The organism is Pseudomonas sp. C1C7 (genome assembly GCF_013359595.1).
Taxonomy (GTDB): domain Bacteria; phylum Pseudomonadota; class Gammaproteobacteria; order Pseudomonadales; family Pseudomonadaceae; genus Aquipseudomonas.
Genome location: NZ_JABFMP010000019.1, coordinates 83,922 through 105,662 on the forward strand (window position 1 = coordinate 83,922; position 21,741 = coordinate 105,662).

23 protein-coding genes, 3 tRNA genes and 1 pseudogene are annotated in these 21,741 nt (G+C 60.6%); 18 read left to right on the plus strand and 9 right to left on the minus strand.

The features are described from left to right. Positions 1-2 precede the first annotated feature (2 nt). Positions 3-668 carry a DNA oxidative demethylase AlkB gene (gene alkB, locus HNO86_RS17060; RefSeq protein WP_175378150.1) on the plus strand — a complete coding sequence of 222 codons (666 nt, stop codon included), beginning with the start codon at positions 3-5 and terminating at the stop codon, positions 666-668. 98 nt (positions 669-766) lie between these two features. Continuing rightward, a complete protein-coding gene (gene ada, locus HNO86_RS17065; RefSeq protein WP_175378111.1) occupies positions 767-1,837 on the plus strand; it encodes a bifunctional DNA-binding transcriptional regulator/O6-methylguanine-DNA methyltransferase Ada in 1,071 nt (356 codons plus the stop codon). A 103-nt stretch (positions 1,838-1,940) separates the two neighbouring features. Here ada and HNO86_RS17070 read toward each other — a convergent pair. After that, a pseudogene (locus tag HNO86_RS17070) lies at positions 1,941-2,216 on the minus strand (oxidoreductase); the annotation flags it as partial. Between the two features lie 128 nt (positions 2,217-2,344). Here HNO86_RS17070 and HNO86_RS17075 point away from each other — a divergent pair. From HNO86_RS17075 to HNO86_RS17115, 9 genes are all read left to right on the plus strand, one after another. Further along, on the plus strand, positions 2,345-4,780 hold the full coding sequence (locus tag HNO86_RS17075; protein ID WP_175378112.1) for an autotransporter: 2,436 nt from the start codon (positions 2,345-2,347) through the stop codon (positions 4,778-4,780). Positions 4,781-4,996: 216 nt separating this feature from the next. Continuing rightward, positions 4,997-6,061: a nitronate monooxygenase family protein gene (locus HNO86_RS17080; RefSeq protein WP_175378113.1), complete on the plus strand. Its 1,065-nt coding sequence runs from the start codon at positions 4,997-4,999 to the stop codon at positions 6,059-6,061. 152 nt (positions 6,062-6,213) lie between these two features. Continuing rightward, positions 6,214-6,981, plus strand: a complete 768-nt coding sequence (modA, locus tag HNO86_RS17085; protein ID WP_175378114.1) for a molybdate ABC transporter substrate-binding protein — start codon at positions 6,214-6,216, stop codon at positions 6,979-6,981. Continuing rightward, a complete protein-coding gene (modB, locus tag HNO86_RS17090; protein ID WP_175378115.1) occupies positions 6,982-7,662 on the plus strand; it encodes a molybdate ABC transporter permease subunit in 681 nt (226 codons plus the stop codon). It abuts the gene before it with no gap. Positions 7,663-7,665: 3 nt separating this feature from the next. After that, positions 7,666-8,745 (plus strand): molybdenum ABC transporter ATP-binding protein, encoded by a 1,080-nt coding sequence (gene modC, locus HNO86_RS17095; RefSeq protein ID WP_175378116.1) that lies wholly within the window; start codon positions 7,666-7,668, stop codon positions 8,743-8,745. Between the two features lie 76 nt (positions 8,746-8,821). Then, a complete protein-coding gene (locus HNO86_RS17100) occupies positions 8,822-9,841 on the plus strand; it encodes a DNA topoisomerase IB (protein ID WP_175378117.1) in 1,020 nt (339 codons plus the stop codon). A 72-nt stretch (positions 9,842-9,913) separates the two neighbouring features. Continuing rightward, entirely contained in the window at positions 9,914-10,135 is a 222-nt protein-coding gene (locus HNO86_RS17105) for a hypothetical protein (protein ID WP_175378118.1), read from the plus strand. Between the two features lie 127 nt (positions 10,136-10,262). Further along, on the plus strand, positions 10,263-10,493 hold the full coding sequence (locus tag HNO86_RS17110; RefSeq protein WP_034147138.1) for a hypothetical protein: 231 nt from the start codon (positions 10,263-10,265) through the stop codon (positions 10,491-10,493). Between the two features lie 208 nt (positions 10,494-10,701). Beyond that, positions 10,702-10,986: a hypothetical protein gene (locus tag HNO86_RS17115; protein ID WP_175378119.1), complete on the plus strand. Its 285-nt coding sequence runs from the start codon at positions 10,702-10,704 to the stop codon at positions 10,984-10,986. A gap of 141 nt (positions 10,987-11,127) precedes the next feature. Here HNO86_RS17115 and HNO86_RS17120 read toward each other — a convergent pair whose 3' ends face one another. Further along, positions 11,128-11,772 carry a TetR family transcriptional regulator gene (locus tag HNO86_RS17120; protein ID WP_175378120.1) on the minus strand — a complete coding sequence of 215 codons (645 nt, stop codon included), beginning with the start codon at positions 11,770-11,772 and terminating at the stop codon, positions 11,128-11,130. Between the two features lie 178 nt (positions 11,773-11,950). On the opposite strand from HNO86_RS17120, the gene HNO86_RS17125 reads away from it, so the two are divergent. From HNO86_RS17125 to HNO86_RS17140, 4 genes are all read left to right on the plus strand, one after another. Further along, positions 11,951-12,784 (plus strand): NAD(P)H-binding protein, encoded by an 834-nt coding sequence (locus HNO86_RS17125; protein ID WP_175378121.1) that lies wholly within the window; start codon positions 11,951-11,953, stop codon positions 12,782-12,784. Positions 12,785-12,889: 105 nt separating this feature from the next. Beyond that, positions 12,890-13,090, plus strand: coding sequence for a hypothetical protein (locus HNO86_RS17130; RefSeq protein WP_175378122.1), 201 nt, complete (start codon positions 12,890-12,892; stop codon positions 13,088-13,090). A gap of 120 nt (positions 13,091-13,210) precedes the next feature. After that, positions 13,211-13,492 (plus strand): hypothetical protein, encoded by a 282-nt coding sequence (locus HNO86_RS17135; RefSeq protein WP_175378123.1) that lies wholly within the window; start codon positions 13,211-13,213, stop codon positions 13,490-13,492. Positions 13,493-13,661: 169 nt separating this feature from the next. Continuing rightward, positions 13,662-14,105, plus strand: coding sequence for a hypothetical protein (locus tag HNO86_RS17140; RefSeq protein WP_175378124.1), 444 nt, complete (start codon positions 13,662-13,664; stop codon positions 14,103-14,105). 77 nt (positions 14,106-14,182) lie between these two features. On the opposite strand, the gene HNO86_RS17145 is transcribed toward HNO86_RS17140, so the two are convergent. From HNO86_RS17145 to HNO86_RS17175, 7 genes are all read right to left on the minus strand, one after another. Next, positions 14,183-14,269 (minus strand) — tRNA-Leu (locus HNO86_RS17145). A gap of 349 nt (positions 14,270-14,618) precedes the next feature. Then, positions 14,619-14,692 (minus strand) — tRNA-Cys (locus HNO86_RS17150). 46 nt (positions 14,693-14,738) lie between these two features. Further along, a tRNA-Gly gene (locus HNO86_RS17155) sits at positions 14,739-14,814 on the minus strand. Between the two features lie 63 nt (positions 14,815-14,877). Next, positions 14,878-15,438, minus strand: coding sequence for a CDP-diacylglycerol--glycerol-3-phosphate 3-phosphatidyltransferase (pgsA, locus tag HNO86_RS17160; RefSeq protein WP_175378125.1), 561 nt, complete (start codon positions 15,436-15,438; stop codon positions 14,878-14,880). Positions 15,439-15,470: 32 nt separating this feature from the next. Beyond that, complete coding sequence (uvrC, locus tag HNO86_RS17165) at positions 15,471-17,294, minus strand: excinuclease ABC subunit UvrC (RefSeq protein WP_175378126.1); 1,824 nt, start codon at positions 17,292-17,294, stop codon at positions 15,471-15,473. 2 nt (positions 17,295-17,296) lie between these two features. Continuing rightward, positions 17,297-17,938: a UvrY/SirA/GacA family response regulator transcription factor gene (uvrY, locus tag HNO86_RS17170; RefSeq protein ID WP_008015884.1), complete on the minus strand. Its 642-nt coding sequence runs from the start codon at positions 17,936-17,938 to the stop codon at positions 17,297-17,299. Between the two features lie 127 nt (positions 17,939-18,065). Continuing rightward, on the minus strand, positions 18,066-18,509 hold the full coding sequence (locus HNO86_RS17175) for an N-acetyltransferase (RefSeq protein ID WP_175378127.1): 444 nt from the start codon (positions 18,507-18,509) through the stop codon (positions 18,066-18,068). Between the two features lie 619 nt (positions 18,510-19,128). Between HNO86_RS17175 and HNO86_RS17180 the strand changes: the two genes are divergently transcribed. The 3 genes from HNO86_RS17180 (at position 19,129) to HNO86_RS17190 (ending at position 21,693) form a co-directional block, all read left to right on the plus strand. Continuing rightward, positions 19,129-20,193, plus strand: a complete 1,065-nt coding sequence (locus tag HNO86_RS17180; protein WP_175378128.1) for a 3-deoxy-7-phosphoheptulonate synthase — start codon at positions 19,129-19,131, stop codon at positions 20,191-20,193. 230 nt (positions 20,194-20,423) lie between these two features. After that, complete coding sequence (locus HNO86_RS17185; protein ID WP_175378129.1) at positions 20,424-21,305, plus strand: triacylglycerol lipase; 882 nt, start codon at positions 20,424-20,426, stop codon at positions 21,303-21,305. 106 nt (positions 21,306-21,411) lie between these two features. Next, positions 21,412-21,693 (plus strand): peptidylprolyl isomerase, encoded by a 282-nt coding sequence (locus HNO86_RS17190; RefSeq protein ID WP_175378130.1) that lies wholly within the window; start codon positions 21,412-21,414, stop codon positions 21,691-21,693. Positions 21,694-21,741 lie beyond the last annotated feature (48 nt).

Genomic DNA, 21,741 nt, shown 5'->3' on the forward strand with positions numbered 1-21,741 from the left:
CCATGAACCCGATGACCTTTGACCTGTTCGCCGACGCCGAGCCGGAGCAACAGCCGCGGCGCGAACAGATCGGCGAACAATCCTGCGTATTGAGGGGCTTTGCCCTGCCCTGGCTGGACCGCTTGCTGCCGGCACTGGAAGCGGTGCTGGCGGCTGCGCCCTTGCGGCAAATGGTCACCCCCGGCGGTTTCACCATGTCGGTGGCCTTGAGCAGTTGCGGCACGTGGGGCTGGACCACCGATCGCAGCGGCTATCGTTACACCCGCGACGATCCGCAAACGGGCCTGCCGTGGCCGTCGATGCCGGAGGTGTTTTTCCAGTTGGCGCAGGCGGCGGCACGGGACGCGGGGTTTACAGACTTCGAGCCCGATTCCTGCCTGATCAACCGCTATGTCCCAGGCGCAAAGATGTCGCTGCATCAGGACAAGGACGAAAAATCCTACGCAGAGCCGATCGTCTCGGTGTCGCTGGGATTGCCGGCCATGTTTCTGTTCGGAGGGTTCGCAAGGGGCGACAAAAGCCAGCGAGTGCCGTTGCTGCATGGCGACATCGTGGTCTGGGGCGGCGTGGATCGCTTGCGTTATCACGGCGTCCTGCCGATCAAGGACGGGCAGCACTCGATCCTCGGCGAGCAGCGGATCAACTTCACGTTTCGTCGGTCGCATTGAAGGCTCGTTGAACGCTCGGAATTTGACCGCAAGCGCCGGAGTGCCGGGGCACTTGCAGGTGATTAATCTGTGCTGAACGGGTCAACGGATACAAAGCCATGACAAGCCAAACGACAAAAATCAGCACCGAGAACGATCCACGCTGGGCCGCCGTTGTCGCACGCGATCCACAGGCGGACGGGCAGTTTGTCTACGCGGTGAAAACCACCGGGATCTACTGCAACCCCAGCAGCCTGGCGCGCTTGCCCAAGCCGCAGAACGTCGAATTCTTCGATACTGCCGAACAGGCGCAGGCGGCGGGTTATCGCCCGAGCAAGCGTGCGGCGAAGGATCAGAGTGATCTGGCGGCGCAACATGCCGCGACGGTGGCTGCCGCTTGCCGCCAGATCGAAACGGCCGAGGAACTTCCGGCGTTGAACGACCTGGCCCAGGGCGCCGGCTTGAGCAGCTTTCACTTTCACCGGGTGTTCAAGGCCGTGACCGGCCTGACGCCCCGGGGTTACGCCGCCGCCCATCGTTCGCGCCGGGTGCGGGAGCGGTTGACGGATGGCCGTTCGGTTACCGACGCGCTGTACGACGCCGGCTTCAACTCCAACAGCCGCTTTTATGAGGCGGCGGATCAGGTGCTGGGCATGAAACCCGCCGATTACCGCGCCGCCGGGCAGAACAACGACATTCGATTCGCCGTCGGCCAGTGCTCCCTCGGGGCGATTCTGGTGGCGCAAAGCGAGCGTGGGGTGTGCGCGATTCTGCTGGGGGATGATCCGCAGCAACTGGTCTGCGACCTGCAGGACAAGTTTCGCCGCGCCAATCTGATCGGCGCCGACAAGGACTTCGAACAACTGATCGCCAGGGTCGTGGGTTTTATCGAGGCGCCGGCGTTGGGCCTGGATCTGCCGCTGGATGTACGCGGCACGGCGTTTCAGGAGCGGGTCTGGCAAGCGTTGCGGGAGATTCCCGTGGGCAGCACCGCCAGCTATGCCGACATTGCGCAGCGCATCGGCTCACCGAAAGCCGTCCGCGCCGTAGCCCAGGCCTGCGGTGCGAACAGCCTGGCGGTCGCGATTCCCTGTCACCGCGTGGTGCGCAGCGATGGCAATCTGTCCGGGTATCGTTGGGGCGTGGAGCGCAAGCGCCAACTGCTCGACCGGGAACACCCCGACCTGTAAACACACGGACCTGTGGGAGCAAGGCTTGCCCGCGAATAGGCCAGAGAGGCCTCTAAAAGCTTCGCGGGCAAGCCTCGCTCCTACGGGGTGGGAGTGTCAGTGGTCAACGGTTTACGTCCACCACCACCCGCCCGCGCAATTGCCCGGCCAGCAGCCGTGGCGCCATTTCGATCACTTCGCTCAAGCCGATTTCGTGGCTGATCAACGCCAACAGCTTGAAATCCAGATCCTGCGCCAGTCGGCGCCAGGCCTCGATCCGCCGGGCCTTGGGCTGCGTGACACTGTTGATCCCCGCGAGGGTCACGCCACGCAAAATGAACGGCGCGACCCTCGCCGGGAAATCCATGCACTGGGCCAGGCCACAAGCGGCCACCGTGCAATGTCCTTCACCCGCACCCCAACCATTGAGCCATTTCACCCAGGCTCCGGGTTTTTCCATTACCGGCGGCTATGCTTTTTTCGCGGTGGTCAAAAACCGCGAGAACGGTCCTGTCGATGGAGTTGACCATGTCCTGCCTTCGTTCGTTTGCCGCGGTACTGATGCTCTGCCTGATGAGCCTTACCAATATCCAGGCCGCACCTGCGCAGCCCCCGGCACCCGATGCCCCGAGCTGGCCGCAGGTGCTGAACAACGATGATGCCAAACTGACGATCTACCAGCCGCAACTCGACAGTTGGGACGGTTACACCCTGCTGGCCCGGGCCGCGGTGGAGGTCACCGACAAGGACGGCAAATCCACCTTCGGCATTGTGCACTTCAGTGCCCATACGCTGGTGGACAAGGCCACCCGCTGGGTCGAACTGGATCAGTACACCATCACCAAAGTCGATTTCCCCTCCGCCGCGACGAACCTCGACAGCTGGATGCAAGAGCTGAAAAACGATGCGCTGAACCGCAAGAAAACCATTTCCCTGGATCAACTCGAAGCCGCACTGGGCACGGTCGCCGCCGAGCAGAAGGCAAGCAGCGACCCCATCGACAACACGCCGCCCACCATCATCAGCTCCGAAGTGCCGGCCATTCTGGTGTACATCGACGGCGAGCCGGTGTATCGCCCCGTCGAAAGCACTGTGCTGCAACGGGTGATCAACACCCGGCCGCTGCTGCTCAAGGATGCCCAGGGCAAACATTATCTGCATGTGTTCGACGGCTGGATGGCGGCGGATGCGTTGAGCGGCCCCTATACCCCGTTAGCGTCACCTTCGGCTGATCTGGAAAAAGCCAGGAAGGCCGCGATCCAGAGCCGTCAGGTCGACCTGCTGACAGGCCAGAGCGATCCAAAGGACAAGATCCCCAGCCTGGCCAAACCGCCCGTGCCACAGATTCATGTGGCGACAAAACCCACGGAATTGATTGTCACGGACGGCGCCGCGCAATGGCAGCCGATCCAGGGCACGCAACTGCTTTATGTGATGAACACCACCGGACACATCTTCAAGGAGATCGGCGACCAGAACAGTTACCTGCTGATCTCCGGTCGCTGGTTCCGCGCCCCTGACATGCAAGGCCCCTGGACCTTCGTGCCGGCGGACAAGTTGCCGGCTGACTTTGCCAATATTCCTGACGACAGCGCCAAGGAGAACGCCAAGGCTTCGGTGGCAGGCACACCGCAAGCGAAGGAAGCGGCGATTGCCGCCAGCATTGCGCAAACCTCGGCCGTCAAGAAGAGCCAGTTGAAAATGACGGCGCCGCAATTCGACGGCCAGCCGCAACTCAATGGCATCAAGGGCACGCCGTTGCAGTACGTGGTGAACAGCCCGACACCGATCATCATGGTCGACGCCAAGAGCTGGTACGCGGTGGAGAACGGGGTCTGGTTCGTCGCCACCTCGGTGCAGGGCCCGTGGACAGTCGCCACCTCGGTGCCGGCCGTCATTTATTCGATTCCCCCCAGTTCCCCCCTGCACTACCTCACCTACGTCAAAGTCTATTCAGCCAGCGGCGACGTCGTGGTAGTGGGCTACACACCGGGCTATCAGGGCTCAACCCTGGATCCGGACACGGGCGTGGTGGTGTACGGAACGGGTTACTACTATTCGCCATGGGTCGGCACGGTCTGGTACGGCCCGCCGGTGACTTACGGTTTCGGCGCGGCGATTCGCTACACGCCTTGGACCGGCTGGGCGTATGGCTACGGATTTGGCTGGAGCTGGGGCGGCAGTACCGTGGCCGTGGGTTGGGGCTGGGGCGCTTATCCGTGGTGGGGCAATTACGGTTGGGGCTACGCCTGGGGCCCCCATCTATACCCGGCGCCGATGCCCTGGGGCGGCGTCGCCTACGGTTATCACGGCGGTGCGGTGGCCTGGGGACCCGGTGGCTGGGCCGGCACCTCCGGCAACATCTACCGTCAATGGGGCGATAGCGCCTCGGTCAGTCGCTACAGTGGCGGGTACAACGCCTGGACCGGTAATCGCTGGGCCGGACAGGTCGGCGCCTCCTACAACTCGCGCACCGGCGTCGCCGCTGCCGGTCAACGAGGGGCCGTGGAGAATGTCTATACCGGCAACTACGCGGCCGGGCGCGAAGGTGTTGCCACGGGGCCCAACGGTGGAGCCATCGCCGGCCAGCACGTGACCGCGGGCAACGTGTACACCGGCAATCAGGTCAACGCCAATCGTGGCGCGGTCTACAACCCCAATACCGGCAACACCACCGATTACCGCAGCGTGCGCGGCCCCAACAGTGGCGCCGCGCAGATCGGCAACAACGTTTACGCCGGCCACGATGGCAACGTCTACAAGAAGACCGATGATGGCTGGCAATCGATGGTCGGCGGCACCAACCGCCTCAATTCGGCCAATACGACGCAAGTGCAAAATCTCAACCGCGACTACCAGGCCCGCTCGTTCGGCAATGAACGGATGAACAACTTTCAGAACTCGTCCCAGTTCATGAATCGCTCGTTTGGCGGGGGTGGTGGCGGCGGATTTCATCGACGCTAAACGCAATTCTGCTTCCACTGCAGGAGCCGAGCTTGCTCGTGATGGATTCTGGAACTGCGCGGGGGTCTGGTTCCCCACGTCATCGTTGACCACCATCACGAGCAAGCTCGCGCCTCCAGGGTCGGGGGCAACGAGGCTTGGCCAATGGGTACGGATCGCCGTTAAACTGATCGCCGCTACTCCCCTGCCCGGTTTCCCAGTCGGAGAACTCTCACCATGAGCCAATGGCCAGACACCCGCATTCTTGACCTGCTCGGCATCGAACTGCCCATCATCCAGGGCCCCATGGCCGGCGCCACCAATTCGTCCATGGTCATCGCCGCCTGCAATGCCGGCGGCCTGGGTTCGATGCCGGCGGCCATGCTGAGCATTGACCAGTTGCGCGACGAGCTGACAACCATCCGCCAACACACCCAGCGTCCGATCAACGTCAACTTTTTCTGCCACCAACCGCCGCCGGTGGACGAGCAGCGCGCGCGGGAATGGAAAAATCTGCTGGAGCCCTATTACCGCGAGCTGGGCGTCGACTTCGATGCGCCGACACCGGTGTCCAACCGCGCGCCGTTCGACGTCGCGGGTTGCGAAGTGATCGAGGCGTTTCGCCCCGAAGTCGTAAGTTTTCACTTTGGTTTGCCGGAGAAATCCCTGCTCGATCGGGTCAAGGCCACAGGGGCGAAGGTGTTGTCTTCAGCCACGACAGTCGAAGAAGCCATCTGGCTGGAAGAGCACGGCTGCGATGCGATCATCGCCATGGGGTACGAAGCAGGCGGGCATCGCGGGATATTTCTCAGTGAAGACTTGAGCAGCCAGATCGGCACCTTCGCCCTGGTGCCACAGGTTGTGGACGCGGTGAAGGTGCCGGTGATAGCCGCAGGTGGCATCAGCGATGGTCGTGGAGTGGCGGCGGCGTTCATGCTGGGCGCTTCGGCGGTGCAGGTGGGGACGGCTTATCTGTTCACTCCGCAAGCCAAGGTCAGCGCCTCGCACCACAAGGCACTGCGCACGGCCCAGGCCAGCCAGACTGCCGTGACCAACCTGTTCACCGGTCGCCCGGCGCGGGGGATTCTCAACCGGGTCATGCGCGAGCTTGGGCCGATCAGCGACAAGGCGCCGGCGTTCCCCCTCGCGGGTGGTGCGCTGATGCCGCTGCGGGCCAAAGGGGAAGCGGATTTCAGCAATCTGTGGGCCGGGCAGGCGTTTACCCTGGGCGTTGAGATGACGAGTGAGGAGTTGACCCGGCGGTTGGCGGAGGATGGGTTGGCCAGGTTGACTCACCGCTAAATCCGCAACCACTGTCTGACTCACGATAGCCTGTGGAGGGCTTGAACTGTGGCGTAAGCAAACAGTCCATTCCGTTTGCAGGCATTTCGCTATATATTCCGTTATATAACGAATCACCCCCTCGTAACACCTGCTTATAACGGAGCCGTTTCATGACCATTCGTGCCTCACGTTTTGCCCCTGGTTGCCTGGCCACCCTTCTCTCTGTACTCGCCTTCGGCTCCGCCCAGGCCGATGAGGTCCAGGTCGCTGTCGCTGCCAACTTCACCGCGCCGATCCAGGCGATCGCCGCCGATTTCGAAAAAGACACCGGCCACAAGCTGGTGACTTCGTTCGGTGCAACCGGTCAGTTCTACACCCAGATCAAGAACGGCGCGCCGTTCGAAGTGTTCCTTTCGGCGGACGACACCACCCCGGAAAAACTGGAGAAGGAAGGCGATACCGTCAAGGGCTCGCGCTTCACCTACGCCATCGGCACCCTGGCACTGTGGTCGGCCAAGGAAGGTTATGTCGATGCCAAGGGTAAAGTACTGAGCGACAACCAGTACCAGCACCTGTCCATCGCCAACCCGAAAGCCGCGCCTTACGGCCTGGCAGCGACCCAGGTCCTGGCCAAGCTGGGCCTGACCGACAAGGTCAAGGACAAGATCGTTGAAGGCCAGAACATTACCCAGGCCTATCAATTCGTTTCCACCGGCAACGCCGAGCTGGGCTTCGTCGCCTTGTCGCAGATTTACAAAGACGGCAAAGTCGCCAACGGTTCGGCGTGGATCGTTCCGGCTGACATGCACGACCCGATCAAACAGGACGCGGTGATCCTCAACAAGGGCAAGGACAACCCGGCAGCCAAGGCGCTGGTTGACTACCTCAAGGGCCCGAAAGCCGCTGCCGTCATCAAATCCTATGGTTACCAGCTCTAAATGACCCTGACGAGTGCCGATTTTTCCGCCATCTGGCTGACCCTGAAACTGGCGTCCCTGACGACCGTCATCCTGTTGGTGATCGGCACCCCGCTGGCGTTGTGGCTCTCGCGCACCCAATCCTGGTTGCGCGGTCCGGTCGGGGCGATCGTCGCCCTGCCCCTGGTTCTGCCGCCCACGGTGATTGGCTTTTATCTGTTGCTGGCCCTCGGTCCCCACGGGTTCATCGGCCACTTCACCCAGTCACTGGGGCTCGGCACCCTCACTTTCAGTTTTGCAGGTCTGGTAATCGGCTCGGTGCTGTACTCGATGCCGTTCGTGGTCCAGCCGCTGCAAAACGCTTTTTCCGCCATCGGCACCCGTCCGCTGGAAGTGGCCGCCACCTTGCGCGCCAATCCCTGGGATACCTTTTTCAGCGTGACCCTGCCGCTGGCCCGCCCCGGCTTCATCACCGCCGCCATCCTCGGCTTCGCCCATACCGTGGGTGAGTTTGGCGTGGTGCTGATGATCGGCGGCAACATTCCCGACAAGACCCGCGTGGTGTCGGTGCAGATCTACGATCACGTCGAAGCCATGGAATACGCCCAGGCCCATTGGCTGGCCGGGGCGATGCTGGTGTTCTCCTTCGCGGTGTTGCTGGCGTTGTACTCCAGTCGCAAAACCAAAGCAGGCTGGAGCTGATCGATGATTCAAACACGCTTGAAATTGAGCTATTCGGGCTTTGCCCTGGATGTCGACCTGCAGCTGCCCGGCCGTGGCGTCACTGCGTTGTTCGGCCACTCAGGCTCGGGCAAGACCACCTGCCTGCGTTGCATCGCGGGCCTTGAACGTGCCGAACAGGGCTTCATCCAGGTCAATGACGAGGTCTGGCTCGACAGCGAACGGCAGATCTTCGTCCCGCCGCACAAACGTGCCCTGGGTTACGTGTTCCAGGAAGCCAGCCTGTTTGCGCATCTGTCGGTGTTGGCGAACCTGGAGTTCGGGCTCAAGCGCATCCCCAAAAACCAGCGCCGTGTCGACATGGCCCATGCCACCGAGCTGCTGGGGATCGGCCATTTGCTCGATCGTCATCCGCAACACCTGTCCGGCGGCGAACGGCAACGCATCGGCATCGCCCGCGCCCTGCTCACCAGCCCGAAACTGCTGCTGATGGACGAGCCACTGGCGGCGCTGGACTCCAGGCGCAAAAGCGAGATCCTGCCTTACCTGCAGCGGCTGCACGACGAACTGGATATTCCGGTGCTGTACGTCAGCCACTCCCAGGATGAGGTGGCGCGGCTGGCTGACCACATCGTGCTGCTCAGCGAGGGCAAGGCCCTGGCCAGCGGCCCTGTCGGTCAGACTCTGGCGCGTCTCGATCTGCCACTGGCCATGGGCGATGACGCCGGTGTGGTAATCGAGGGTCGCGTCAGCCACTACGATGCCGACTACCAGTTGCTGACCGTGCAATTACCCGACACCGACCTGAACCTGCGCGTGGCTCATACACCGATGGCGCCGGGTCAGACATTACGCTGCAAGGTTCAGGCGCGAGATGTCAGTCTTAGCCTGCACAACGCCGAGCACAGCAGCATCCTCAATCGACTGCCGGTGACCGTGGTCAGCGAAATGGCAGCCGATAACGCCGCCCACGTGCTGCTGCGCCTGGATGTGGCGGGAACACCGCTGTTGGCGCGCATTACCCGCTTCTCCCGCGACCAGCTCAAGGTACAGCCCGGTCAGCCGCTGTGGGCGCAGATCAAGGCAGTGGCCGTACTGGCATAAAAGTCATTGGCACGACCGCCAAGGCGTGGGGTCAATGGCTTTAACGGCCCCTGACTCCACGCCAAGGACAATCGCCATGCCCGACGCCCTGCCGCCCGATCTGCGCTACGTCGATGACACACTGCCCGGTATCACCCGCAAGAAACTGCGGGGCAAGTTCCAGTATTTCGATCCGGCCGGCCAACGCATTACCGATCAGCAAGAAGTTCATCGCATCAACGCACTGGCAGTACCGCCCGCCTACACCGATGTGTGGATCTGCGCCGATCCGCGCGGTCACCTGCAAGCCACCGGCCGCGATGCTCGAGGCCGCAAACAGTACCGCTATCACCCACGCTGGCGGGAAGTGCGCGATGGCGACAAGTACTCGCGCCTGCGGGATTTCGGCCTGGCGCTGCCCAAATTGCGTAAAAAGCTGGAAGCCCTCTTGGCAGAGCCGGGGTTCAGCCGCGACAAGGTCATGGCCACCGTGATCACCCTGCTCGATGCCACGCTGATTCGCGTCGGCAACACTCAATACGCCAAGGAAAACCGGTCCTACGGGCTGACCACCCTGCGCGATCGTCATGTCCAGATCAACGGCAGTGCGATCAAGTTTCAGTTTCGCGGCAAAAGTGGCGTTGAACACCAAATCACGGTGAAGGATCGTCGGCTGGCGCGGATCGTCAAACGCTGCCAGGAAATCCCCGGGCAGAACCTCTTTCAATACCTCGACGAGGACGGCGAGCGGCACAGCGTCACTTCTGCCGACGTCAACGCCTACCTGAAAACCCTGACCGGTGCCGATTTCACCGCCAAGGACTATCGCACCTGGGCCGGTAGCGCCCTGGCACTTTCGGTGCTGCGTGAACTGCAATGGCAACCTGAATCGGAAGCGAAACGGCAGGTGGTGGAGATGGTCAAAGACGTCTCCAGACAACTGGGCAACACGCCGGCCGTGTGCCGCAAATGCTATATCCATCCGGCTGTGCTCGAGGGTTTTCCGCTAGGCCGGTTGGCCGAACTGCCACGGCCGCGGGTGCGCAAGGGCTTACGCGCCGAGGAAGTCGCGCTGGCGATGTTGCTGGAGAAACTGGCGTCAGAGCCGACGAGTTGACCTGTCTATTTTTTGCACGATTACAAATGACTTCTATATTTGATCTGTACATGAATCAGCTGCGGTGAAGCCATGGAAGACATTTTTGTCGTCAAGCGCTGCAATAAAATCATCATCCATGGCCGCCGGGCCGGCGAAACCGGTCACCCACCACCCGATGCCGCTGTCTGGTACCGCATTTACGATACCCGCACCAACGGCTATTTCGGTGACGGCTTTGAACTTGAAGAAGACGCGCAGCGCGTCTGCCGCCAGCTGAATGCCAGATCACAGGTAACGGCCCGCCAAGGCTGAGGAGCCTTGACGTGCCTGCTACGGGTCTATACTGAGGAAAGCTGAGGTTTTCAGCTTCAATCGGTAGCAAGCTCGCCCCAAGCGGGCTTTTTACTGCCCTCAGGTGTCCTCAACGGAGGTGCTTCCCATGTCCGAAAAAGAGTCCATCACCACCCTGCTCACCTTGCTCGATTCCCGTCAGGTTCGCCTGGCAGCTGCCTGCAAGGAAATCGCCGATTGGGTCGATCATCAAGGCGGACATCCGACCGCCCTGCGAATTCGCGATCGCCTGAACGACATCGAAAAGGATACTCCCCTGATCCGCAACACCCTGTCGGCACTCAAACCTGTCGACCGGCCACTGCCACGGTTCAGATGAGCCTTTGATGCAAGCAAACGGTGCGACACCGCAGGCGTGACTGACGACATTTTCGTCAGCCAGCCCGTGTCTGCTTGCCCCACTGACCACTCCTCCCGATATAAAACAGCCCAGCCCCGTGCTGGGATTTTTTTTGCTCGAATTCCACTCAATGAACGTCGCCAGCCCCGTGGGGTCCAACGATCACACGTCACGAGGAGACGTCCCGATGGTTACCCACTTCAAAGTCAGCGGGCACCTGGCCTGCGGTCACAAAGGCAACAACCTCGTTTCAACCCGTGAACTGAACCGGGTCAAATGCAGAAGCTGTCGCAACACCGACGCCTACAAAGAGGCGCGCAAGACCCAGCGCAACGCCGCGCGACGCGCCGCCCGCAAAGCCAGGCTCACCCCAACCGCGACCGACTGGCGCCAGGCCTGGACCGAACGAATGGTGGCCATGCCCGGCCTGCAAAGACTTCCCCGTGGTTTCAGTGGCCAGCCTTTCGTGTAACTGACAGCATCCGGCGGCCGATCACCACGGCCGCCGGTTGGTTGCGTCTGGAAACGTTCTACTACAACGCGGAAAATCTGGCGCAAGCCAGGATCGATTGCGAAACCGGCGGCGGTAGCTGGAAAGTCAGGTAATTGGGTTTCAAGCCGGCGGCTGCATGATTTCGCGCAGTGACATGCGCTTGAACGTTTCGACCAACCCCCGCCCTTCCTGCGGCTCACAGGAGATGGCGAGGCGCACGGTCGCTTCCCCCAGATGCCAGATCAGGAACGCCGACTGGCGAACCTTCTGCGCATCACAGTGCGGGTACACCCGCAGCATCGCCTCGGCCAGCACATCGCCGGCTTCACGGCTTTCTTGCAGTTCCAGCGCCAGCAGCTGCTTGTCGGCCTGCATGCCGCACCAGATGTCACGCATCGCCGGTGTCGCCAGCACGATCTCGTAGTACTGATCCAGCAGGTCTGAAAAAGCCGCCTGCAGCCCCTGCGCGTCCTCTACCGCACCCAACGCCTGTTCGATGCAGCAACGGCATTCGGCGTTGTAACGCTCGGCCAGGGTCTGGATCACCGAGCTTTTATCGGGGAAATACTGATACAGCGAGCCGATGGAAATCCCCGAACGCTCGGCGATTTCACTCATTTTCAGCTGATCGCTGCCCTTGGTCGCGATCAAATCCGTCGCCACGCCAAGGATGCGCTCCTGACGTTCGCGGCTGCGTTGCTGCGTGGGGTTGCGGCGAGTCGGCTCGACAGGCTGTTCGAGGACTTCACTGGTCTTCTTCGGCACGACGTTGCTCCCCCGATCTGAAACATGACATTGACTCACCTTAGCACTCGACTTCAATGGACCCAAGAGCTCGCGCCCGTCCGTCGGGTTGTACTCGTCATCAATTGACGACAAAACATGAGGGTCTATCATCTTTTAAACGTGAGGACTACTCACATTAGCGAGAGAGATGAACGCGATGAACAGCCATCAACAAACGATCCTGGTTCTCGGCGCCACTGGCAAAACCGGCCGGCGGATCGCTCAGCACCTCGAGACGAGCGGCCATGACGTGCGCTTCGGCTCGCGCAGCGCAACGCCATCCTTTGACTGGGAGGACCGTTCGACCTGGGCAGCAGCCCTCGACGGCGTTCAGGCGACGTACATTTCCTTTCAACCGGATCTCGCCGTACCCGGCGCCCTGGAGACGATCCAGGCATTCACCCGGCAGGCGGTGCAAAGCGGCGTCGGCAAGCTGGTCTTGCTGTCGGGTCGTGGAGAAGCGGAGGCGGAACAGGCCGAGCGTGTCGTGCAAAACAGCGGTGTCGACTGGACCATCCTGCGAGCCAGCTGGTTTTGCCAGAATTTCAGCGAGGCGCATTTCCTTGAACCCATCCTGCAAGGCGAACTGGTACTGCCCGTCGGCGATATCGCCGAGCCTTTCGTCGACGTGGAAGACATCGCCGAAATCGCCGTCGCCGCGCTGACTCAACCTGGCCACAGCGGCCAGCTCTACGAACTCACCGGTCCTCAAGCGCTGACCTTTGCCCAGGCCGTCGCCGAAATCGCCCGTGCAACCCGGCGCGATATCCGTTTTGTCACAGTGTCGGCAGAAGCTTATGGGCAGGCGCTGAAACAGGAGCACATGCCGGCCGAGGTGACTGATCTGGTGTTGTATTTGTTTACGACGGTGCTCGATGGTCGCAACACACCCGTTGCCGATGGCGTGCAGCGCGCGCTGGGGAGACCCGCGAGAAGCTTTACAGATTATGTCCAGCGTACGGCAACGTCAGGGGTCTGGAGCCAGCAGTAACAAGTGTCGACGGGCTGCATGGCGACAACCGATTTCCTCGACTAGGGTCTTTTGCGTATTCAACTGCGGCGCCTTCATTGGCAGGAGCCTGATAAGGAGGAAGCGATGTCATCCATTCGTAATGCCGAGCAAACGTACCGCCGATGGTCCAGCCCGATCCTGCTCGAACTCAAGGAGCGAGAGCATCAACTCGACCCGCTCGATCGTGAAGCGTTGCAAAACATCTTGTTGGAAAGGCGATTGATCAACAGCGGCAACCCTGACGGCAACGAACGGCGCAAGGCCGGGCTGGACAGACACGTCTGAAAAAACCGCAGGAGCGAGATAGCTCGCTCCTGCGGTTTTCCGCTTGTCCGGTGGCCGGCACCTTTTCCCATCCCCCTCCTTCCAACGCTATACCCTCCCCGCGCGTGGAAGACTCAGACGATGAACAGATCAATGGCTGCTCTTACCTTGGTAGGCCTGCTGTCGAGCACCTCACTCCCTGCATTGGCGACCGAAACCACCTCCCAGGGATCCGCCGTGCCACCGGCGGCCATTCCAGGGCTCAACCAGGCTCAGGGCGCCGAGTCCAAGGAGGACAAAGCCAATAAAAAAGGCGAGGAAGCGGCAGGGTCCAACTCGGGCACCGATGCGCAAACTCAGAAGAAAGAAGCAGAATCCTCCAGCAGCTCAGGGCAAGAGGCGAAACAACAAGGCGAAGGCTGAACAGCCTCGAACGCTAATCTGGGAGCATTTGGAATCGCCTGAATTTGCGGGTGAGCTTTTTCCCTGCCTGAAACACATCCGGTAATCTTCGGGTGCATACTAAGCTAGTCTTTCCACTCTAAAACAGAATCGAACGATCTCCTCTTTCCTCTTTCGAGAGTACGTGAACGTGAAAGGCAGATTGATTGGCGCTGCTGCGCTCGTGGCCTGTGTATGTGGCCTGGGTTACGGATTCAGTACATGGCAGGACAGCAAGAGCCGGCGACAGGATGAGCTTTGCCATGTGGCCCAGGAGCATCTCAAGGGCGTAGAGATCCAGGCTCGCGCCATGGCCGCTGGTTTGTCCGTCGAAGATTACGCCGAAGCAGAAAAAGCCGACGTCGGCAAACTCATCCACGCCCTGGATACCGCCAACACCAAGGAAGAGGTGGAAGCCGTCATTTCGGAACACTCCGCCACCGTCGAAGCCAAGGTCGCGGCAACCGATGCGGAAGTGAAGTCCCGGGGCGAACAACCCTTCCTCGGCCAACAGCGCAAAGAGCAGCGCATCACCACCGACGTCAAACAGGAAATCCAGCGCGCCGAGAAGGCTGTCAGCACGGCGTGTGAGTGAAGCCCCATTGCAAAATTGCGGACCAGAAACAAACAAGGGTTTGCATCAGCTTTCGCCCGCAAACCCTTGATTTAAAATGGTGCCCGAAGCCGGAATCGAACCGGCACGCCCTTACGAGCGGGGGATTTTAAGTCCCATGCGTCTACCAGTTTCGCCATTCGGGCGGTAGCGCGGTGAATCAGAGGGTGGAAATATATACATCCCGGTCTGGTGAAGCAAGGTCGCATGTGTGATTTGCGAGACTAAATCATGCTGAGAGCAAAAATAAAAAACTTCTTAAATCATGAACCTACGCAACATATTTCGGATTCGCGCCAGGTTTTGGCGATCATGCGACCGCTACTTTTGCGCTGCTATCAAGACTTCATTGCCAACGACATCGCCTGGAGTACAGGTATCCCTGAAAGTAGCGGGAAACTCGTCAGCACCAGACGTTCTGATTGGCAGAACCCCAGACGTTCCTGAAGACAATAAAAAACCCCGTAGATCATCGATCTACGGGGTTGTTTATAGTGGAGGCCGAGGTCGGAATCGAACCGGCGTAGGCGGATTTGCAATCCGCTGCATAACCATTTTGCTACTCGGCCTCAAAACATTTGCTGTCAGTAGCAACAACATCAAATGCGTAAAACTTGGAGCGGGAAACGAGACTCGAACTCGCGACCCCGACCTTGGCAAGGTCGCGCTCTACCAACTGAGCTATTCCCGCGTCTTGGTGTGGCGCATTCTATAGATTCCAGAAGCCCCGTCAACCCTTTGATTCAAAAAAGTTTTATTTCTTTTCAACGTCGGTCTTCAGATGCGGCCAGGCAGCCCGCAAGTATTGGACCATGGACCACAAAGTGAGGCCCGCGGAGACCATCAGCAAGGCGTAACCGAGCAACACCCAGAAGCTGAAGTCTTTCGGATTGGCCAGCAGGATCACCAACGCCAGCATCTGCGCGGCGGTTTTCCATTTGCCCAGGTTGGACACGGCCACATGGGCACGAGCGCCCAGTTCGGCCATCCATTCGCGCAGAGCGGAAACCACGATCTCTCGACCGATGATGACCGCTGCCGGCAGCGTGAGCCAGAAATTGCCGTGTTCCTGCACCAGCAGCACCAGCGCAACGGCGACCATCAGTTTGTCGGCAACCGGATCGAGGAATGCCCCGAACGGTGTGCTTTGCTCCAGACGGCGGGCCAGATACCCGTCCAGCCAGTCCGTGGCAGCGGCAAACGCGAAGACCGAGGCTGACGCCAGGTAACTCCACTGGTAAGGCAGGTAGAACAGCAAAATGAAGATCGGAATGAGCAGAACGCGTAGAACGGTAATCAGATTAGGGATATTCATCGGCACAACTGGCTACGAGGTGAGGTGGCATTCTACTCGCTGTGCAGATTTGCATAAATCAACTCGGCGAGCTTTTTACTGATCCCGGGTGCTTTGGCGATCTCTTCGATGCTGGCACGAGACAGCTCCTGCAATCCACCAAAATGTTTCAACAAGTCGCGGCGGCGTGTCGGCCCTACCCCGGCAACGCCCTCGAGCGTAGACGTACGACGGGTTTTTCCGCGGCGGGCGCGATGCCCGGTGATTGCAAAGCGGTGAGCTTCGTCGCGAATCTGCTGGATCAAATGCAGCGCGGGGGAATCGCCGCGCAAGGTGAATTCGTGGGCGGCGTCATTGAGGTACAGGGTTTCGAACCCGGCCTTGCGCGTCGCACCCTTGGCCACGCCGAGCAGGATCAGGTCCGGCACCGCCAGCTCATTGAGCACATCACGGGCCATGGACAACTGTCCCTTGCCGCCGTCCACCAACAGGATATCGGGCAACTTGCCCTCCCCGTCCTTCAACTTGCTGAAGCGTCGGGTCAGCGCCTGGTGCATCGCGGCGTAGTCATCGCCGGCTGTCACGCCTTCGATGTTGTAACGACGGTAATCGGCCTTGATCGGTCCTTCAGGGCCGAACACCACGCACGAGGCCACGGTCGCCTCACCACTGGAGTGACTGATGTCGTAGCACTCCAGGCGCTGTGGTGGTTCGTCCAGCTTCAGCACACTGGCCAGATCATCGAAGCGCGCGGTGATGTGCTGACGATTCGCCAGGCGCGCGGCCAGCGCCTGCTCGGCATTGGTCACCGCCAGCTGCTGCCAGCGCGCACGCGTGCCACGCACCCGATGACTGATGGTCAACTCGCGACCGCGCAGCTCGGCAATGGCTTCTATCAGCGCTGGAAAGTCTTCGTGAACCACGTTGACGATCAGCTCGCTCGGCAGGTCGCGTTCGGGACTGCTGACAAAGTACTGACCCAGAAACGCGGCCATGACCTCGCAAACGTCTTCCTCGATACCAACCTGCGGGAAAAAGTTCTTGCTGCCCAGCACCCGCCCGCCCCGCACGCTGATCAAATGGACGCAGGCGCCACCCGGGTTGACGAACGCCGCGATCACATCGACGTCGCCACTGCCGCCTTCCATGCTCTGCTGATCCTGGACCCGACGCAGCAGCGCGATCTGATCACGCAATTCGGCGGCACGCTCGAACTCAAGGTTGATCGCGGCTTCTTCCATCGCGCCCGATAACTCATCGCTGAGCGCGTTACTGCGGCCCTCGAGGAACATCACCGAGTGCCGTACGTCCTCGGCATACACCTCAGGCTCGACCAGACCGACACAAGGCGCCTTGCAGCGCTTGATCTGGTACTGAAGGCAAGGACGCGTGCGGTTCTTGTAATAGCTGTCTTCGCACTGGCGAACGAAAAAGGCCTTTTGCAACAGGCTCAGGCTTTCGCGGATCGCGCCGGCGCTAGGGTAAGGACCAAAGTATTTGCCCTTGGCCTTCTTCGCACCGCGATGAATGCTCAGGCGCGGGAACTGACCATCGGACAGGAAGACGTAGGGATAGGATTTGTCGTCGCGCAGGAGGATGTTGTACGGCGGCCGCCATTCCTTGATCAGCGTCTGCTCAAGCAGCAGCGCCTCGGTTTCGTTGGCGGTGATGGTCGTCTCGACCTGGGCGATGCGTGCAACCAGCGCTGCGGTCTTGGGTGCCAGGCCGGTTTTGCGGAAATAGCTCGACAGGCGACTCTTGAGGTTCTTGGCCTTGCCGACATACAGCAGGCGCGCATCGCTGTCGAACATGCGATACACACCGGGACGCCCACTGACGGTTGACAGGAAGGCACTTGGATCAAAGATTTCGGTCATTTTCAGAGGCTGGCATCTACCATGCCGTGACGAACCGCCAGCAGCGTCAACTCGACATCACTGCTGATCGAAAGCTTTTCGAAGATGCGGTAACGGTAGGTATTCACGGTTTTCGGCGACAGGCATAGCTTGTCGGAAATGATCTGGACCTTCTGGCAGCCGACGATCATCAACGCGATCTGGATCTCGCGCTCGGACAAGGCATCGAAGGGCGAGTCATTGGTTGGCTGGAAGGATTTGATTGCCAGCTGCTGGGCAATCTGCGGACTGATGTAGCGCTGACCGGCAAAGACCAGTCGAATGGCCTGGACCATTTCCGGCAGACCCGCGCCCTTGGTCAGATAGCCTGCGGCGCCGGCTTGCAGCAAACGTGTAGGAAACGGGTCTTCCTCGCACACCGTTACCGCGACGACCTTGATGTCCGGATGGCTGCGCAGCAGTTTGCGCGTGGCTTCAAGACCACCGATGCCGGGCATCTTGACGTCCATCAAGACCACATCGGGTTTGAGTTCGCGCGCCTTGAGCAACGATTCCTCACCCGATTCAGCCTGGCCGACCACTTGCAGGCCATCGATGTCAGCCAGCATTCGTGTAATGCCCGTACGAACGAGATCATGGTCATCGACCACTAGCACCCTAATCAAGCAGACACCTCGCAATTTGGTCTTCGTGGGTTGTCGCCACCTTAGCAAAAAGGAACTGGCAGACCTAGCGGAAAGCGTCACATAAAAAGTTTCCAGTTATCTTGCAAAGCCCTGTGCCAAGCGTGTTTCAGGCAAATCCGTGATCGGTGTCGCGCTGCATTCTCAGGAAACACGGGTCCTTGCCGACCACTTGTAGTCCCTTTCTTTCATACAACGCTCGCGCCGGATTATTTTCGAAGACCGTCAGACGCAATGCCGGACGTCGCTCCCGGCAGGCGATGGCATATGCCTGATCGATTGCCCAGGATCCGGCGCCCTTCCCGCGAAAGGCTTCGGCGATCTGCAGCTCACGGATGTAGAGCGCCCTGGCATCGCGGCTCAGGCTGACGAATCCCAGCCGATCCTCACCGCGCACGATGATGCGGTTGTCGCGCCCGGCCCAGGCAACATCGAATGCTTCGTCCTGCCACAGCAAATCATGCTGAATGTAATAGCGCAGCATATTGCTGCAGGTCAGTTCGCGGGCGAACACCAGATCGCCGTCAGTGGCTGCACGCCATTGGAATTCCATCACGCCTCAGTGACCTGATTGCACAAGCCCCAAGTGTGTCACACCCGCCATGTTGCTCAAGCCATAGAAAACGCCGCCTGCGATCGATAGCAATTTCTGATTGAATCCTCGTACCGGGCTCTAGTAAGCTCGGTGCATCCATCGGAGACAAACCATGTTCAACGCCCTCTCACAGCTACGTACCGCCAGCGCTCCGCGCTCGGTTTCGGCTGCCCGGGCGAACGGTGTTTGCGCTCCGGTCAGCTTTTATTTTGGGTATTGGTTTAGCCACTGGCGCGCCTGATACCCACACGGCGCCCACTTTGAACGGGTCGCCACCAGAGATTTCTCAACCCCCGGTCGGCCTCCCGACCGGGGGTTTTGTTTTTTCAGCCCTTAACTTTTTGTTGCAGCACACCAGACATACAGAGGATCAGCACCATGAACTACGCCACTTATTACCGTTACGACAGTTTTACCGCCTGGCGATTTACCACCCTCCGCTCGGGACAGCCTGCCGCCTCCGATCGGTCACCCACAGGTGGCAAGCACACACACGCAGCCAATCCGGCCAATTGTCGACCCCCCCTATAGGCCGAGCGCGCGGGAGCGAACCCGCCGCCAGCCAGGAAGCCTGAACATGAACTCGTCCGTCTCTGCTTTGCCGCTGTCCACCCTGAGCCCTGCCAACGAAGCGCTGACCCTGCGTCTGCCCAGTTCGTTGCAACTCAAACAGCAACTGCCGCTCTCCAACGCCCTGACCCGGCAAGTCGACGCCCACCGCCAGGCGGTCCGCGCGATTCTCGACGGTGAAGACTCCCGTCTGCTGGTCATCGTCGGGCCCTGCTCGATCCACGATCCGAAATCCGCGCTCGAATACGCCGCCAACCTGGCCCGCCTGTCCGCCGAGGTCAGCGATGAAATGCTGCTGGTGATGCGCGCCTACGTCGAAAAACCCCGCACCACGGTGGGCTGGAAAGGCCTGGCCTACGATCCGCATCTGGACGGCAGCGATGACATGGCCGGCGGCCTGACCCTGTCCCGCGAACTGATGCGTGAAATGCTGATGCTGGGCTTGCCGGTCGCGACCGAGCTGCTGCAACCCATGGCCGCCGGCTACTTCGATGACTTGCTCAGCTGGGTCGCCATTGGCGCCCGCACTACCGAATCGCAGATCCATCGCGAGATGGCCAGCGGCCTTAGCATGCCGGTCGGTTTCAAGAACGGCACCGACGGCGGCGTCACGGTAGCCAGCGATGCCATGCGCTCGGCAGCTCATCCGCATCGCCATTTCGGCGTGGACAGCCAGGGCCACCCGGCGATCATCCAGACGCCCGGCAACCCGGACACTCATCTGGTCTTGCGCGGCGGCCACAACGGCCCGAACTACGACCGCGCCAGCGTGGCGAAGGTCAACGGCGACTTGAGCAAACTGAAGATCCCGGGGCGGATCATGGTCGATTGCAGCCACGCCAACAGCGGCAAGGATCCGCTGCGCCAACCAGCAGTGTTCAACGACGTGCTGGAGCAACGCCTGCAAGGTGATCGCTCGCTGATCGGCATGATGATCGAGAGTCACTTGTTCGAAGGGTGCCAGGCTATTGGTCCATCGATGAAGTATGGCGTGTCGGTTACCGATGGTTGCCTGGGGTGGAGCGGGACGGAGCAACTATTGCGCGATGCTGCTCAGCGGTTGCGGTCCTGATATCTGATCGAACAGGCGACAGGGACGTTGTGGCGAGGGGCTTGCCCTCTCACCACAGATAAGTGTTCGACTTGGCTGGCCGGTACTGAGTCAGTCCCCCGCCTTTTCAGCACCTGTTTATTCCGTTTTCGCCCGCCAACCGCGTCCTTTTCATACACCGCAGGCAACCCTGCCTGCTTTAGAGTGAGCCGCAAGGCACCACCCTGAATGCCAGAAAAAGGACTTTGAACATGCAACGGAATGCACACACTCGCCACCCGATTCTGCTGGTCCACGGGCTCTTCGGCTTTGACCGGATCGGCAACTTCGAACTCTTCCACGACATCAAGCAGGCTTTAAGGAACGCAGGCGCCCGGGTCTTCGTCCCTCACCTGTCGGCCACCCACAGCAACGAAGCTCGCGGCGAACAGTTGCTGGTGCAGATCAAGCGGGTTCTGCAAGGCATGGGGGCGAACAAGGTACACCTGATCGGTCACAGCCAGGGCGCTCTGGCGGCTCGCTATGCCGCCGCGGTGGCGCCGGAATCGGTAGCCTCGGTGACGTCCGTCAGCGGGCCGAATCACGGCTCGGAGCTGGCGGACTACCTGCGCAAGGCCCTCGTCCCCGGACACCTGCCGGAACACGTCGCCGAAACAGTCGCGACGCTGTTCGCAGAATTCCTGGCATTACTGGGCGGTCACCGCCAAATGCCACAGAACGCCCTCGCCGCGCTCAATGCCCTGACCACCGAAGGCGTGGGCGCATTCAATCGCAAATACCCCCAAGGACTGCCGAAGAACAGGGGCGACAACGGCTGCGAACTGGAAAACGGCGTGCGCTACTACTCCTGGAGCGGCACCTTGCAAGGCAGCGTCCTCGAGGGTGGACTCAAAGTCGTCAATCCGCTGCACAACTGCCTGCGCGCCTTTTCCCGATACTTCGTCCACGAAACCGAGCACAACGATGGCCTGGTCGGACGCTACAGCTCGCACCTGGGCACCGTCATCCGCTCCGATTACCCCCTCGATCATCTGGACACCCTGCGCCAGACCGGCATCGTGGCGGCACAAGCCGTCGACTCGATTGACCTCTACGTGCAACACGCCGAACGCCTGAAAAAAGCCGGCCTCTAGCCTGTAAACACCCTGCAGGCCCCACGCAATGGAACTTTGAGGAGAAATCGCTCACTGAATCCGGTAGGCTCCCCACTTTACCGAACATTGAAAGGAGTATTTCCCCATGGCTAAAGCCACTGCCCGCCACATCCTCGTTTCCAGCGAAGCCAAGTGCAACGAGCTCAAGGCCCAGATCGAGGCTGGCGCAGACTTCGCCGAAGTCGCCAAAGCCAACTCCACCTGCCCGTCCAGCCGCCAGGGCGGTGACCTGGGTTCGTTCGGTCCAGGCCAGATGGTCAAGGAATTCGACACCGTGGTCTTCAGCGCACCGATCAACGTCGTGCAAGGCCCGGTCAAGACCCAGTTCGGTTACCACCTGCTGGAAGTGACCAGCCGTCAGGACTGATCGACGCCCGGTTTTCGCTCACGACGGCCCGCCTTTTGGTGGGCCGTC

Bases quoted from the DNA above. Each gene is read 5' to 3' on its own strand.
- HNO86_RS17105 (WP_175378118.1), top strand. From the start codon at position 9,914: ATGGAAGACATTTTTGTCGTCAAGCGCTGCAATAAAATCATCATCCAT.
- modB (WP_175378115.1), top strand. From the start codon at position 6,982: ATGACCCTGACGAGTGCCGATTTTTCCGCCATCTGGCTGACCCTGAAA.
- HNO86_RS17080 (WP_175378113.1), top strand. From the start codon at position 4,997: ATGAGCCAATGGCCAGACACCCGCATTCTTGACCTGCTCGGCATCGAA.
- uvrC (WP_175378126.1), bottom strand. From the start codon at position 17,294: ATGACCGAAATCTTTGATCCAAGTGCCTTCCTGTCAACCGTCAGTGGG.
- HNO86_RS17135 (WP_175378123.1), top strand. From the start codon at position 13,211: ATGAACAGATCAATGGCTGCTCTTACCTTGGTAGGCCTGCTGTCGAGC.
- HNO86_RS17180 (WP_175378128.1), top strand. From the start codon at position 19,129: ATGAACTCGTCCGTCTCTGCTTTGCCGCTGTCCACCCTGAGCCCTGCC.
- HNO86_RS17110 (WP_034147138.1), top strand. From the start codon at position 10,263: ATGTCCGAAAAAGAGTCCATCACCACCCTGCTCACCTTGCTCGATTCC.
- pgsA (WP_175378125.1), bottom strand. From the start codon at position 15,438: ATGAATATCCCTAATCTGATTACCGTTCTACGCGTTCTGCTCATTCCG.
- HNO86_RS17125 (WP_175378121.1), top strand. From the start codon at position 11,951: ATGAACAGCCATCAACAAACGATCCTGGTTCTCGGCGCCACTGGCAAA.
- HNO86_RS17100 (WP_175378117.1), top strand. From the start codon at position 8,822: ATGCCCGACGCCCTGCCGCCCGATCTGCGCTACGTCGATGACACACTG.
- ada (WP_175378111.1), top strand. From the start codon at position 767: ATGACAAGCCAAACGACAAAAATCAGCACCGAGAACGATCCACGCTGG.
- HNO86_RS17115 (WP_175378119.1), top strand. From the start codon at position 10,702: ATGGTTACCCACTTCAAAGTCAGCGGGCACCTGGCCTGCGGTCACAAA.
- HNO86_RS17075 (WP_175378112.1), top strand. From the start codon at position 2,345: ATGTCCTGCCTTCGTTCGTTTGCCGCGGTACTGATGCTCTGCCTGATG.
- alkB (WP_175378150.1), top strand. From the start codon at position 3: ATGAACCCGATGACCTTTGACCTGTTCGCCGACGCCGAGCCGGAGCAA.
- HNO86_RS17130 (WP_175378122.1), top strand. From the start codon at position 12,890: ATGTCATCCATTCGTAATGCCGAGCAAACGTACCGCCGATGGTCCAGC.
- HNO86_RS17185 (WP_175378129.1), top strand. From the start codon at position 20,424: ATGCAACGGAATGCACACACTCGCCACCCGATTCTGCTGGTCCACGGG.
- HNO86_RS17175 (WP_175378127.1), bottom strand. From the start codon at position 18,509: ATGGAATTCCAATGGCGTGCAGCCACTGACGGCGATCTGGTGTTCGCC.
- modA (WP_175378114.1), top strand. From the start codon at position 6,214: ATGACCATTCGTGCCTCACGTTTTGCCCCTGGTTGCCTGGCCACCCTT.
- modC (WP_175378116.1), top strand. From the start codon at position 7,666: ATGATTCAAACACGCTTGAAATTGAGCTATTCGGGCTTTGCCCTGGAT.
- HNO86_RS17190 (WP_175378130.1), top strand. From the start codon at position 21,412: ATGGCTAAAGCCACTGCCCGCCACATCCTCGTTTCCAGCGAAGCCAAG.